The sequence below is a fragment of the Starkeya sp. ORNL1 genome, from assembly GCF_012971745.1.
Taxonomy (GTDB): Bacteria; Pseudomonadota; Alphaproteobacteria; order Rhizobiales; family Xanthobacteraceae; genus Ancylobacter.
The window spans coordinates 38,928-52,607 of the sequence record NZ_CP048834.1 but is presented as its reverse complement, the minus strand read 5'-3'; the positions used below and the strand labels follow the sequence as shown (position 1 = coordinate 52,607).

The 13,680-nt window shown below is 65.7% G+C and carries 14 protein-coding genes; 4 read left to right on the top strand and 10 right to left on the bottom strand.

The features are described from left to right. Positions 1-68: 68 nt before the first annotated feature. Positions 69-968: a penicillin-insensitive murein endopeptidase gene (gene mepA, locus G3545_RS00250; RefSeq protein WP_170008922.1), complete on the bottom strand. Its 900-nt coding sequence runs from the start codon at positions 966-968 to the stop codon at positions 69-71. Next, the gene (locus G3545_RS00245; protein ID WP_246702629.1) at positions 965-2,005 is read right to left on the bottom strand and encodes a L,D-transpeptidase; all 1,041 of its coding nucleotides are present in this window, start codon (positions 2,003-2,005) and stop codon (positions 965-967) included. The genes mepA and G3545_RS00245 overlap by 4 nt, the downstream gene beginning before the upstream one ends. A gap of 147 nt (positions 2,006-2,152) precedes the next feature. Here G3545_RS00245 and G3545_RS00240 point away from each other — a divergent pair, with 147 nt between their 5' ends. Further along, positions 2,153-3,334 carry a hypothetical protein gene (locus tag G3545_RS00240; protein WP_170008920.1) on the top strand — a complete coding sequence of 394 codons (1,182 nt, stop codon included), beginning with the start codon at positions 2,153-2,155 and terminating at the stop codon, positions 3,332-3,334. Between the two features lie 203 nt (positions 3,335-3,537). Here G3545_RS00240 and G3545_RS00235 read toward each other — a convergent pair whose 3' ends face one another. Beyond that, positions 3,538-3,873 (bottom strand): hypothetical protein, encoded by a 336-nt coding sequence (locus tag G3545_RS00235; protein ID WP_170008918.1) that lies wholly within the window; start codon positions 3,871-3,873, stop codon positions 3,538-3,540. A gap of 129 nt (positions 3,874-4,002) precedes the next feature. On the opposite strand from G3545_RS00235, the gene G3545_RS00230 reads away from it, so the two are divergent. Beyond that, positions 4,003-4,386, top strand: coding sequence for a PRC-barrel domain-containing protein (locus G3545_RS00230; RefSeq protein ID WP_170008916.1), 384 nt, complete (start codon positions 4,003-4,005; stop codon positions 4,384-4,386). Between the two features lie 78 nt (positions 4,387-4,464). Here G3545_RS00230 and G3545_RS00225 read toward each other — a convergent pair whose 3' ends face one another. After that, the gene (locus G3545_RS00225) at positions 4,465-4,659 is read right to left on the bottom strand and encodes a YegP family protein (protein ID WP_170008914.1); all 195 of its coding nucleotides are present in this window, start codon (positions 4,657-4,659) and stop codon (positions 4,465-4,467) included. Positions 4,660-4,746: 87 nt separating this feature from the next. Then, entirely contained in the window at positions 4,747-6,552 is a 1,806-nt protein-coding gene (gene lepA / locus G3545_RS00220) for a translation elongation factor 4 (RefSeq protein ID WP_170008913.1), read from the bottom strand. Positions 6,553-6,665: 113 nt separating this feature from the next. On the opposite strand from lepA, the gene G3545_RS00215 reads away from it, so the two are divergent. Both G3545_RS00215 and G3545_RS00210 read left to right on the top strand, forming a co-directional pair. Continuing rightward, positions 6,666-7,304, top strand: a complete 639-nt coding sequence (locus G3545_RS00215; RefSeq protein ID WP_170008911.1) for an MBL fold metallo-hydrolase — start codon at positions 6,666-6,668, stop codon at positions 7,302-7,304. 212 nt (positions 7,305-7,516) lie between these two features. Next, positions 7,517-8,332: an MBL fold metallo-hydrolase gene (locus G3545_RS00210; protein ID WP_170008909.1), complete on the top strand. Its 816-nt coding sequence runs from the start codon at positions 7,517-7,519 to the stop codon at positions 8,330-8,332. Between the two features lie 137 nt (positions 8,333-8,469). Here the strand turns inward: G3545_RS00210 and G3545_RS00205 are convergent, their stop codons facing one another. From G3545_RS00205 to pdxY, 5 genes are all read right to left on the bottom strand, one after another. Next, a complete protein-coding gene (locus G3545_RS00205) occupies positions 8,470-9,762 on the bottom strand; it encodes an amidohydrolase family protein (protein WP_170008907.1) in 1,293 nt (430 codons plus the stop codon). Positions 9,763-9,843: 81 nt separating this feature from the next. Continuing rightward, complete coding sequence (locus tag G3545_RS00200; RefSeq protein ID WP_170008906.1) at positions 9,844-10,875, bottom strand: BMP family protein; 1,032 nt, start codon at positions 10,873-10,875, stop codon at positions 9,844-9,846. 189 nt (positions 10,876-11,064) lie between these two features. Next, on the bottom strand, positions 11,065-11,787 hold the full coding sequence (locus G3545_RS00195) for an NUDIX hydrolase (protein ID WP_246702628.1): 723 nt from the start codon (positions 11,785-11,787) through the stop codon (positions 11,065-11,067). Continuing rightward, positions 11,787-12,695, bottom strand: coding sequence for a PhzF family phenazine biosynthesis protein (locus G3545_RS00190; RefSeq protein WP_170008904.1), 909 nt, complete (start codon positions 12,693-12,695; stop codon positions 11,787-11,789). The genes G3545_RS00195 and G3545_RS00190 overlap by 1 nt, the downstream gene beginning before the upstream one ends. A 5-nt stretch (positions 12,696-12,700) precedes the next feature. Further along, positions 12,701-13,549: a pyridoxal kinase PdxY gene (gene pdxY, locus G3545_RS00185; protein WP_170008903.1), complete on the bottom strand. Its 849-nt coding sequence runs from the start codon at positions 13,547-13,549 to the stop codon at positions 12,701-12,703. Positions 13,550-13,680 lie beyond the last annotated feature (131 nt).

Genomic DNA, 13,680 nt, shown 5'->3' with positions numbered 1-13,680 from the left:
AGGGCGATCTGGAGTTTTCGGTCGGCCTCTCGGGACGAGGTCGTTCCTAATGAGCGACGCCCCGCCCCTCACTGCCCCAGCAGCACCTGCCGGCAAGCTTCCGGCATGTCCTTCAGCATCATCGGCGGCTTGGGCTTCGGCGGGACCGGGGGCTTCGGCGCCGGCTTGGGGTGCAGCACGGCGTCGGAGAACCACCAGTCGAGCTCCTTGCCGCAGCCCTCGCCCGGCACCACCGCGTCCTGCGACTTGCAGGTCGGGCTGCCGGGCTGGCAGCCGATGCGCACATGCATGTGGTAGTCGTGCCCCCAATAGGGCCGCACTTTCTGCAGCCAGGCACGGTCCCTGCCGGCGTCGCGGCACAGCGCCTTCTTGATCGCGGCGTTCACCAGCACGCGCTCGACCTCCGGGTCACTCGCCGCCGCCTTGATCACCGCCACCAGCGAGGGCGTCCACACGTCCGCGTTAACGTCGAGGCGGTCCTTGCGCACGATCATGGTGGCGGAGATGTCCTCGCGCTCCTGCCGGTTGAACTCCCGGTTTGGCATCGGGGTGAGCCAGATATCGGCATCGAGCCCGATCTGGTGCGAGGCATGGCCGCTCGACATCGGGCCGCCGCGCGGCTGGGCCATGTCGCCGACCAGTATGCCCGGCCAGTTCGACACCTTCGGCACCTTCGCCGAGAAACGCTCGAGGAAATTGACCATCTCCGGATGGCCCCAATTGCGATTGCGCGACAGCCGCATCGCCTGCCAGGTCGGCCCGTTGATCGGCAGCATCTCGCCGCCGGCAAGGCAGCCCTTGGAATAGAAGCCGATGGACTGCGGCTTCATGTCGACCGGCCCCTTCACCGCGCCGAACAGTTGCTTGGCGGGGGTGGTGTCGATGGAGGACTGCGCGAAGCCGGGCGCTGCCCACACCAGTGCCGTAAGTGCGGCGGCGACGCCGAACGCAGTCCTCGTCCGGATCATGAGGTGGCCTCATGGTCCATGATGACGAAATCCTCATCGGTACGCGTGCCGGGATGCGCCGGCAGGTCCGTCACCAGCATGGTCGAGCCCGGTACCAGCAGGCTCGCCAGCGTCTTGTTGGCGTCGGGCGCCACGGTGATGCGGTCGATGGCGTTCGCCGGCTTGCCCTGTTGCACGCTGTTGCCCTCATAGGCGAAGGCGGTCCAGGCGATGTCGCCATTGGTGTTCTTCAGCACATAGACGACGTTGCCGAGCGGGGTCTGCGGATCGCGGATCGTCACCGGCGCAGTGAAGGCGACATCGCCGCCCTTCATCACGGTGAGCGTCTTGTCAGCGCCGCTCACCACCATGGCGACGGCTCCGGCACCCAGTTCGGCGGCGTTTGCGCTCTCCTGCGCGGTCGGACCCGGCGTCGCCTTGGCGGTGGCTTCCGCCGCCTGGATCGCCTTGTCCGCATCCGCGGTGAGCAACAGGCCCGGATGCAGCACGTCCATCGGCTGGGAATGGTTGTCGGCGACGATCACCGGCGTGCCGTAATGCGTCACGCCGAACACCAGCTTGGCAAAGGCGATCGGCAGATGGATGCAGCCGTGGGAGGACGGATAGCCCGGCAGCCCGCCGGCATGCAGCGCCACCCCGGACCAGGTAAGGCGCTCGGTATAGGGCATCGACGCCTCGTTATAGATCGAGGAATGGTGCGTCACGTCCTTCTCGAGGATGGTGAACACCCCGACCGGCGTCTGGTGGCCCTCCTTGCCGGTCGACACCGTGGTGGCGCCGATACGAATGCCGTTGCGATAGACATAAGCGCGCTGGTCCGGCAGCGAGACCACGATGGCGACGAAGCCTTCCGGCGCCCGCTCTGGATACCAGACGAATTCGCCGGGCTTCATCGCCGCGATCGCCGCCATGTCGGGGTCGGTCTGCGCCAGCGCCGGCATCAGTCCCGCCAGCGCGAGCCCGCCGAACACGCTTGTGCCGAGCCGCAATGCCGCGCGGCGGCTGAGCATGGGCGTCTTGTCGGTACCCTGAATCATGGCATGGTTCTCCCCCGTCGAGACATAGCAGCAAAGCGGCGGGTATACCGCAAGCACGCCGCCGCCACACTCGGCCCGCCAAAAAGCGCCGATGCAGACGTCATGGGAGGCTGCTAGGCTGCTCTATCCGAAGCGGGATAGCGGCCGATGGCGGACGATCTCGACCATGCGATGACCCGGCTGGAGGAGCTTCAGCTCCATTATGGCCGCAGCTTCGTCAAGACGATGCGCGAGCGCGGCGGGCGTGTCGAGAAGGAGGGCCTCGCCCGGCTGGACGCCCTGCCCCGCCGCACCGGCACGCCGGAATATGAGGACTATGTGCGCCAGCAGATGGCGGACTATCCGCAGCTTCACGCCGAGCGGCGGGTCAGCCGGTTCGAACTGCCTTCAACCGCCGGCACGCTGCTGCGCCTCCACGGCCTGATCGAGGACGCGCACGACACCGCGCGCTGGCCCGGCCCGCGCCCGCTGTTCGGCACCGTGCATTCCGGCCGCGTCAATGCCATGGCGGTGGCCATCGACAGCCCGGCCTATTTCCTCGTGCTGATCGAAAGCGGCGTGTTCGGCTTCGCCAATCTGTTCGCCAAGGCCATCAGCCGAGCCTTTCCGCTCGACCCCGGCCCGGATGGCAGCCGGGTCCATAGCGCGGATTCCAGCCGCGCCGTCGCCCGCATCATGGCGCAGGACACTGAGGGCGAGGAATTGCGCGGGCGCTTCTTCGATCTCGTCACCGCCTATGCCGTCCATGGCGACCCGCATCATGCCGCGGCCTATTTCAACGAGCCGGAACGCGAGGTGCTGCATGCCGGACTGCTCGACGGCATGGAACTGTTCGTGGTCGCCCATGAGCGCGGCCACGCCTTTCTGGAGCATTTCGATCGCTCTGTGACGCGTCCGCTCGCGCGTGAGGACGAAGGCGGCGCGGAGTACCTGCCGTCCTGGCAGCAGGAATTCGAGGCGGACGGCTTCGGCCTCACCATCACCGCCGGCACGCTGGCGCGCTTCGGCTTCGACGCGCCCTTCGCCTTCGCCGCCTGCTGCAGTTTCTTAGCCGGCATGGAAATTTTGCTGCGCGCCGTCGATGTGCTGAACACCGGCGCCACCAACTCCGCCGCGCATGAGACGCCGACCCATCCCTCGCCCTGGATGCGAGCGGAGATGCTGCGGACCTATGTGATGAATGTCACCGGCATCGAGCCGCAGGACGGCTATTTCGCCATCTGCAAGACGCTGCTCAACGTCATCGAGGCCTATTGGCAGGCCGTCGCGCCGAGTCTCGAAGCCCTGCACCACGCCGGCGTGCGCCCGGTGCCGCTGACGCTGAGCTGAACCTCGCACTGTACCGACGCGAGCCATCCCACTCACGCCCTCATCCCCGGACTTGATCCGGGGATCCAGACTTTGGACCGGGTGCATGCGGATGGGCTGGATCCCCGGATCAAGTCCGGGGATGAGGGTGGTCTGGAGTTTTTGGTCTGGCCCTGAGGATGGGGTTGTTCTAGAAGGTCCCAGAGAGAGTCGCCCGGTCGAGGTTAAATCTCGTCACGCTCTTTGGCGATCTTCTCGATCTCGCCGGGCCTGATGAGGCGATCGAGCGGCACCTTCTCGCCATCGATCACGACGACCAGTTCCCTGACCGCGGCGATCGCTTTCTCGGGTGCCGAGCCTTCCGGGGCATAGCGCGCTATGGTGAAGCGCACGATCTCTGCAAGCCCGACGGTCGAGAACGCCAGCATGATCTGGAACAGATGCTCGCCGCCGAACTCGAAATTGCGCCGCTCCGGCGCTGTGGCCGCGAGCCCTTTCTCCTGAAGGTGCGCCAATAATTCCGGACCGATCTCCGGTGGTGCTTCGATGACGATCGCCATGTGCCTTCGCCTCCGCAAAGCTCAGCCGCGCGATCATTGCGCACTCTGGCAGCACCGGCAACGGCCGCATTTTCGCCGGAACCTCGCCATCAGCGGTGCGTTGGTCCTCATGACGCAATGGAGGACCAGATGACGAGCACCCAGCAGAACCTCGAATCCCGCGAGACCACGACACTGATCGGTAGCGACAAAGTGGAAGGCACCGCGGTATATCGCCCCAACGGCGAGCGCATCGGCTCGATCGCACGCGTGATGATCGACAAGCTGACCGGCCAGACCGCCTATGCCGTGATGAGCTTCGGCGGCTTCCTCGGCTTCGGCGAGGACTACTACCCGCTGCCGTGGTCATTGCTGAAATATGACGAGAATCTGGACGGCTATGTCGTCGACATCACCGATGAACAGCTCACCGGCGCGCCGCACCACTCGAGCCTCGACGAGAATAGTTGGACGTCGCGCGACTGGGACAGCAAGGTCGATGATTATTACCGCATCCCGCCTTACGTCATCTGACGAGACGACAAAACGACGACGAAAGGCCGGGCCCATGCCCGGCCTTTTTCATGGCAGGAGTTCAGGGCAGAGCGGCACTCAGGCCTTGGCGTCGGCCGCCGGCAGCTCGACCACCGTGGCGCCGGGCGCGTTCTTCTTGATCGATTCGATCGCACTCAGCGCCGAGGCCTTGGCCTTGTAGCCTTCCGACGAGAACATGGTCTCACCGTTCGAAGCCTTGAAGCGGAAACGGAACTCGCCAGCCTTGTCCTGATACACTTCGAATTTGTACATGGTCCCATCTCCTGCTGAGCCGATCGACCCGCGCGGATGGGAGCATAAATACCGTCGATTCGGAAGCGGCAGCGGACGCGCTGTGCTCTAGTCGTCCACCTTCAGCGCGGCGATGAAGGCTTCCTGCGGGATCTCGACGCGGCCGAACTGGCGCATCTTCTTCTTGCCTTCCTTCTGCTTCTCCAGAAGCTTGCGCTTGCGGGTGATGTCGCCGCCATAACACTTCGCCGTCACATCCTTGCGCAGCGCGCGGATGGTCTCGCGGGCGATGATCTTGGCGCCGATCGCCGCCTGGATCGGGATCTGGAACAGATGCTGCGGGATCAGGTCCTTCAGCTTCTCGCACATCGCCCGGCCGCGATATTCTGCGCGGTTGCGGTGCACCAGCATGGAGAGCGCGTCGACCGGCTCGGCATTGACCAGGATCGACATCTTCACCAGGTCGCCGACGCGATAATCGGTGATCTGGTAGTCGAACGAGGCATAGCCCTTGGAGATCGACTTCAGCCGGTCATAGAAGTCGAACACCACTTCATTCAGCGGCAGGTCGTAGGTGACCATGGCGCGCGAGCCGACATAGGTCAGCTCGACCTGCGTGCCGCGTCGGTCCTGGCAGAGCTTGAGCACCGCGCCGAGATAATCGTCGGGGGTCAGGATGGTCGCGCGGATCCACGGCTCGCGGATCTCCTTGATGCGCACCACGTCCGGCATGTCGGCCGGGTTGTGCAGGTCCAGCACTGTGCCGTCATTCAGCTCGATCTCGTAGATGACCGACGGCGCGGTGGCGATGAGATCGAGATTGAACTCGCGCTCCAGCCGCTCCTGGATGATCTCCAGATGCAGCAGCCCGAGGAAGCCGCAGCGGAAGCCGAAGCCGAGCGCTGCCGAGGTCTCCATCTCGAAGGAGAAGCTGGCATCGTTGAGCCGGAGCTTGCCCATCGCCGCGCGCAGATCCTCGAAATCGGCGGCATCGACCGGGAACAGGCCGCAGAACACCACCGGCTGGGCCGGCTTGAAGCCGGGCAGCGCTTCGGCCGCGGGACGCTTTTCCTCGGTGATGGTGTCGCCGACGCGGGTATCCGCCACTTCCTTGATCGAACCGGTGAGGAAGCCGATCTCGCCGGGACCAAGTTCGGGCATTGCGGTGAGCTTCGGCGTGAACACGCCGACCCGGTCGACCTCATAGGCCGCGCCGGTCTGCATCATCTTGACCCGCTGGCCCTTCTTCATCACGCCGTCGACGATGCGTACCAGCACCACGACGCCGAGATAGACGTCGTACCAAGAGTCCACGAGGAGCGCCTTCAGCGGCGCCTCGCGGTCGCCCTTGGGCGGCGGCAGGCGGGTGACGATGGCTTCCAGCACGTCGGGAATGCCGAGGCCGGTCTTAGCGGAGATCAGGATGGCATCGGAGGCGTCGAGCCCGATCACGTCCTCGATCTGTGCCTTCACCTTGTCCGGCTCGGCCGCCGGCAGGTCGACCTTGTTGAGGACCGGGACGATCTCGTGATTGTTGTCGATCGCCTGATAGACATTCGCCAGCGTCTGGGCCTCGACACCCTGCGAGGCGTCGACCACCAGCAGCGAGCCCTCGACGGCGGCCAACGAGCGGTTCACCTCATAGGCGAAGTCGACATGGCCGGGCGTGTCGATCAGGTTGAGGACATAGGTGTTGCCGTCCTTGGCCTGGTAGGCGAGCCGCACCGTCTGCGCCTTGATGGTGATGCCGCGCTCGCGCTCGATATCCATGCTGTCGAGCACCTGGTCGGTCATCTCGCGCTCCGTCAGCCCACCCGTGGTCTGGATGAGGCGGTCGGCGAGGGTCGACTTGCCATGGTCGATATGGGCGACGATGGAAAAGTTGCGAATGTTGGTGATCGGCGCGGTGCTCATGCCGCGCGGGATAGCATCGGCGTTGCGGTGCCACAAGGCGCGGCTTGCGAAGCGGCATCTTGCGGGAGCCCTCCCGATCCCCCAATCTCCGCCCGCCCAGCCGAGGAGATGACATGCCAGAACTGAAGATCGCCATCGTTCCCGTCACCCCGTTCCAGCAGAACTGCTCCATCGTCTGGGACGAGACGACGAAACGCGGCGCGGTAATCGATCCCGGCGGCGACTTGCCCAACATCCTCGCCGCGCTGGAGGAACTCGAGGTCACGGCCGAGAAGATTGTGCTCACCCACGGCCATATCGACCATGCCGGCGGCGCTGCCGAACTCGCCGAGACGCTGAACATCCCGGTCGAGGGGCCTAACGAGGCCGACAAGTTCCTGCTCGACAACCTGCCTGCGGACGGCCTGCGCACCGGCATTCCCGGCCGGGTGGTGACCCCTGGCCGCTGGCTCAATGAGGGCGACAGCGTCGACATTGCCGGCCTGCCGTTCGAGGTGCTGCAGGTGCCGGGCCACACGCCGGGACATATCGTGCTGGTGAACAAGGACAATTTCATCGCCATCGTGGGCGACACGCTGTTCCAGCGCTCGGTCGGCCGCAGCGATTTCCCTTATGGCGACGGCGCGCTGCTGGTCCAGGGCATCAAGACCAAGCTGCTCACCCTGGGCGACGCCTTCACCATCCTGCCGGGCCACGGCAATGCTACGAACATCGGCATGGAGAAGGTGACGAACCCGTTCCTGAAAGGCTGACCCCTAGGAGTCGTCATCCCGGCCGGAGGCGTAGCCGGAGAGCCGGGATCGCGCGCCGAGAGTGCGCCTGACTTTCCTGCGATCCCGGCTCTTCGCTTTGCTTCGGCCGGGATGACGACGGGTGGGGACGGCAAAGCACGCGAAATCGTTACTCGCGCATCCTCGCCGCATCGCCGACCATTTGCCCTGCGGTCCCGCTGCGGAGCTGTTTGATGGTGCGAATCCCGGCCTTTCTGACGCCGTTTGCCCTCGCGCTGCTGTTCGCAGTCGCCTTCGCCCCAGGCGCCCGCGCCGAGGCGGAGCGCTGTCCCAAGATGGTGGCGGAGGCGCCGCCGCGGCTCATCCCAGCCGCCTTCAAGGCCAGTGCGCTCGACCCCAACCAGGTGAGCCTGACCTATATCGGCCACTCCACCTTCCTGATCGAGACCGCCGGCGGGGTCACGGTGGCGACCGACTACAACGACTATGTCCGCCCCAGTATCGTGCCGCGCGTCGCCACCATGAACCGCGCGCACTCGACGCACTATTCGCTGAACCCGGATCCCGGCATCGAATATGTGCTGAAGGGCTGGAGCGAGGACCGCTCGCCCGTCCACACCAACCTTCAGGTCGGCGACCTGTGGATCGGCAGCCTGTCGACCAATATCCGCGACTGGCAGGGCGGCACCATCAAGAACGGCAATTCCATCTTCATCTTCCGCGCCGCAGACCTGTGCATCGCCCATCTCGGCCACCTGCACCACACGCTCACCGCCGACGATCTCGCCATACTCGGCCGCATCGACGTGGTGCTGGCGCCGGTCGACGGCAGCTACACGCTCGATGTCGAGGGCATGATGGAGGTGCTGAAATCGCTGGAATCGCCGCTGGTGATCCCGATGCACTATTTCAACGAGGGCACGCTGGAGCGCTTCCTCGGCGTGCTCGACAAGAATTACGAGGTGATGCGCAATCCCGGCCCGACCATCGTGCTCTCGCGCGCCACGCTGCCGACCAAGCCGACCGTGCTGGTGCTGCCGGGGCGTTAGGGCGCCCTTCTGTTCCAACATCCTTCGAGGCTCGGGCGGTGCCCGAGCACCTCAGGATGAGGCGCATTTAATGAGATGAACCTCATCCTGAGGTGCCGCCGCAGGCGGCCTCGAAGGATGCTCACGCCGTGCACCCCCTACCCCACCCGCGGCGCATAGGCGCTCGGGTCGACCAACTCCGGCCGCCCCGGCAGATCGAGCGCCGAGACGCGCGGCGTGCCCTCGGCGATCACCTTGCCGCGCCGGACCACGAACAGCCGCGGCGCCTTCAGGCGGATCGCCTCGATCGGATCGGCGGCCTGCAGCACGACGAAATCGGCATTGCAGCCGGGCTCCAGGCCGTAGCCCTCAAGCCCCATGATCTTCGCCGGATTGACCGTCACCGCGTCGAAGCACCAGCGCATGGCCTCGCGTGAGGTCATCATCGCGACATGCAGCGCCATGTGCGCCACTTCGAGCGCATCGCCCGAGCCGAGCGGATACCAGGGGTCCATGACGCAGTCGTGCCCGAAGCCGATATTCACGCCGGCCGCGCGCAATTCCGGCACCCGCGTCATGCCGCGACGCTTCGGATAAGTGTCGTAGCGGCCCTGCAGCGTGATGTTGATCAGCGGGTTGGGAATGGCCTGCACATCCGCCTCGGCGATCAGATCGATCAGCGTCGAGGCGTAGTAATTGTCCATCGAATGCATCGAGGTGAGGTGCGAGCCCGCCACCCTGCCCTGCAAGCCGAGCCGCTGCGTCTCATAGGCCAGCGTCTCGATGTGCCGCGACAGCGGATCGTCACTCTCGTCGCAATGGATATCGACCATCAGGCCGCGCGCCGCCGCGATCTCGCACAGCGCCTTCAGGGACGCAGCGCCGTCCGCCATGGTGCGCTCGAAATGCGGAATGCCGCCCACCACCTCGACGCCCATGTCGAGCGCGCGCCCGAGATTGGCGACAGCGTTCGGTGAACGGCAATAGCCGTCCTGCGGAAAGGCGACGAGCTGAAGGTCGAGATAGTCCTTCACCCGGTTTTTCACATCGAGCAGAGCTTCCACCGCCAGCAGCCGGTCATCGCAAATGTCGACATGGCTGCGGATGGCGAGCAGCCCCTGGCTGACCGCAAGGTCGCAATAGCTGAGCGCGCGCTCGGCCACGGCTTCATGGGTCAGCAGCGGCTTCAGTTCGCCCCACAACGCGATGCCCTCGAGCAGCGTGCCGGACTCGTTCAGCCGCGGGTGCCCGAGCGAGAGCGTCGCGTCCATGTGGAAATGCGGATCGACGAACGGCGGCGCGACCAGCCGCCCATCCGCCTCGATCACCTGCCCCGCCTCGCCCTCGATGTTCGGTTCGACCCCGAGGATCTTGCCGCCTTCGCAGGCGATATCGATGCCGGTCCGCCCGTCGGGCAAGTTGGCGTTGCGCAGCAGCAGGTCGAAGCTCATTGGGATCCTTTGTCTCGTACTTGAGGCGTCTGGTCGGCGTCCCTCTCTTCCCGTTGGGGAGAAGGAATAAGAGTCCAATTCTCACAAGGTCGGCGTCGGCTCTGTCTCGTTCAGGGTCACGCGAAAGACGCCGCCCTTGATCTCCTTTTCCTTGGCCAGCACCTCGTCGATCACTTCCTTCGGCACCAGCTTGGGATCGAGCTGCGCGAGGCTGGCACCGCCCTCGGCCATGTAGCTGTAGGGGCCGTAGTCGGCCGCCGCGAAGCTGCCATCCGCCAACCGCCCGATCGCCGTGTCGATGGTCGGCTCCATGTGCCAAAGCGCGGACGCAATGATCGTGCCGGGATACTGCGCGGCGGTGTCGACGATGTTGCCAACGGCCTTCACGCGCCGTTCCTTGGCGGCCTCGGCAACGCCGGGACGCTCGGCGTAGAGCACGTCCGCGCCCTTGTCGATCTGGGCAATCGCCGCCTCTTTGGCTTTCTCCGGGTCGTTCCAGCCATTGATGAAGGCAATGGCGAACTTCGCTTGCGGATTCACTGACGTCGCGCCGGCCATGAAGGCCTGCATCAGCCGATTTACCTCCGGGATCGGATAGCCGCCGACCAGCCCGATGACGTTCGATGTCGTCACCTGCCCGGCCACCATCCCGGCAAGGTAGGACGGCTCATGGATGAAATCGTCGAACACCGCGAAGTTCGGCTTGGTGGGGCCGAGCGAGGAGCCCATCAGATAGGCGGTCTTCGGATAATCCGCCGCCACTTTGCGCGCCGGACGCTCGACGGCGAACACGTCGCCGACGATCAGCTCGGCGCCCTCCTGCGAATAGTGCCGGATCACCCCTTCATAGTCGGTGCTGCCGACCTTCTCGGAGAAGATATAGGTGATGTCGCCGCGTGCCTCCGCGGCCTTCAGCGCCTTGTGGATGCGCGATATCCAGGGCAGATCGAGCGCCAGCGTATAGATCGCCGAGACCTTGATCGCCTTCGCGGCGAAGGCCGGGCGACCTATCGCACCCAGCGCCAGCGCGCCAGCACCGAGCGCGAGCACCTCGCGTCGGCCGATCGCCGCCGACGAGAAAAGCGGCAGCGATCGAGACGGGCCGCGCACCATGTTCATTCCTCCACACCAGAGCCCTTTCCGTTCGGATGGAATCACCCGAACGACAGGAAAGTGCTCTAGATTCAATAGCCTGGAGCATTTTCTCATCGCAGAAGTCATTCAACTCTTGCGGAAAATGCTCTCGCGAAGCCGCGCCGCCCGGACGACGCGGCATCGCGAATGAAGTTCAATGGTGTGGCATCAATCGGTCAGACCGCCCCAAACCGCGGTCAGATAGGCGCGGATGAAGGGCGGCATCGCCTCGCTGATATCCTGTGGCCCGCGGGCGATCACGACGTCGTCGAGTTCCGGACGCTCCTCGCGGGCCAGATGCGCACGGATGCGCTCGGCCAGTTCCACCGCATCGAGCTGCGCCACCAGCGGCCGCATCAGGGCAATGCGTGGGCCAATGAACACCGCCTGCCAGCCGGGCGCCGCCGTCACGTCGCCCGCGCCGAGCCCGGTCTCCTCGGCAAGCTCGCGCATGACGCTGCCATCGAGGTCGACCGCTCCGGTGGCGGTGACATCCTCAGGATCCGGCGTGCCGGCGGCGAAATAGACGCGCCCGGCATTGGCGGTCCAGCCCGCCATTCGCCCCAGCACGAAGCCGCCGTCAGTGCCGCGCAGCGCCCCCATGGCGAAGGCATTGCGCATGATGGGATCGGGAAAGCCGGTGTCGCGCCACCACATGAACGAGGCGAAGTCGGTCTCCCGGTAGGCGCCCCGCATCACGCCATCGGTCACCTCATGGCGCGCCAGCAGCAGCACCCGGCCGTTCCACAGGCCCGGCTTCTCGGCCTTCAGGGCGGCGAAATGCGCGTCGATGGCGGGACGATTGACCTCGGCGAACGCCCATGGCTCCGCTTCGCGCACCATCTCCAATGCGCGCAGCGGCCGGACTGTCGCTTCGTCCTCGGCAGGCATCAGATATGGATCGTGCCTTCGGAGACGATCACCGCGCCGCCGCCGATGGTGACGCCGATCAGCGCGCCGCCCGCCACTTCGAGCCCGAGCCGCACCAGGCTGGGGCGCCCCATCTCGACGCCCTGCAGGATGTCGAAGGCGTGGAAGCCGTCGTCGGGTTTCTCGCCCGCCATCAGCACCGCCGCCAGCGAGGCCGCCGCCGAGCCGGTGGCCGGGTCCTCGTCGATGCCCATGTTCGCCGCGAACATGCGGGCACGCAGGTCGCCCTCGCCGTCCTCGTCACGGCAGAACACATAGACGGAATCCGCCGCGCCGCCGAAGGTCGCGATCAGCCGTCCGGCGCTCGGGCTGATGCGCGCCAGCGCCGAGCGCGAGGCCAGCGGGATACAGACGAAGGGCACGCCGGCGGATGCCACCACCGGCGTGTAGCCGTCGAAGCCGATGTCGGATTTGTCGAGGCCCAGCGCCTGTGCGCAGGCCTCAACGGTCATCGGCTCCTCTTCCAGGATCTCCGGCAGGCGCGGCACCGCGAAGGTGGCATTGCCGAAGCGCGGGCCCTTCACCGTGACATGGCAAGGCACGGGCCCTACCCCCTCCTCCACGACGAAGTCGGTGCTGGTCGACACCTTGTCGAGCGTGGCGAGCAGCACGGCGGCGCCGACCGTCGGATGGCCGGCGAACGGCAGCTCGTGATTGATGGTGAAGATGCGCAGCCGGGCGCGGTTGAACTCATCCGTCGGCTTCACCACGAACACCGATTCGGACAAATTGAACTCGCGGGCGATGGCTTGCATCTGGTTGCTATCGAGCCCCTCCGCGTCCAGCACCACCGCCAGCGGATTGCCGGCCAGAGCGCGGTCGGTGAAGACGTCGAGCGTGACGAAGCGGCGGGGGGTCGCGGTGGCCATGGGGGTCAGAGCTTCTCCGGAGTGAAGATACGCGACGGCGAGACGAATTCATCCTGGGCCGCCACGGTGAGAATCTCCCGCGAACCGGCCGCTGCTGTTCGTGCAAGCAAACCATAGGCCGATGACGCTGCCTTGGAGAGCGCTTCGGCCGTGGAATGCGTGGTTTTCCAGTGCACGAAGAACAGAGCGGCGATGGCGTCGCCCGCTCCGTTCACCGAAATGTCGAGCTTCGGCGTGCGCACCAGGTAGCGCCCGTCCGGGCCGGAGGCCATCAGGTCGATGGCGTCGGCCGGGGTGTCCTCGGTGTGCAGGCTGGTGACGAGGATGACACGCGGGCCGGTGGCGTGCACCTGGTCGCAGGCAGCGATCGCATCGGTGAGCGTCGCCGTGGTACGGCCGGACAAATATTCCAGTTCGAACTGGTTGGGCGTGATCAGGTCCGCCGCCGGCACCGCCTTGTCGCGCATGAATTCCGGGATGCCCGGCCGCACGAAGATGCCGCGGCCGACATCGCCGATCACCGGATCGCAGCAATAATGCGCGTCGCGGTTCGCCGCCTTCACCCGCCCGACCGTGTCGAGGATGGCGTCGCCGATCTCCGCCGCGCCCATATAGCCGGAGAGCACGCCATCGCAGCGCGGCAGCACATTGCGGTCTTCCATGCCGCCGACCAGCTCGCGGATCAGATTGGCGTCGAACACCTGGCCGCGCCATGCGCCGTAGCCGGTGTGGTTGGAGAACTGCACGGTATGGATCGCCCACACCTCATGGCCGAGCCGCTGCATCGGGAACATCGCCGATGCATTGCCGACATGGCCGTAGGCGACCCAGGACTGGATGGAGAGGATATTCATGCGCACGCGCCCCGAAGGAGAACCAACGATCCGCGCTTAGCGTGGGCGGTGCAAGGGCTCAAACGCATTTAGCTGAAGCAATTCATCAGACTGCGTTACCAACGCCACGGTATCGGCAGCGGGAACCGCGA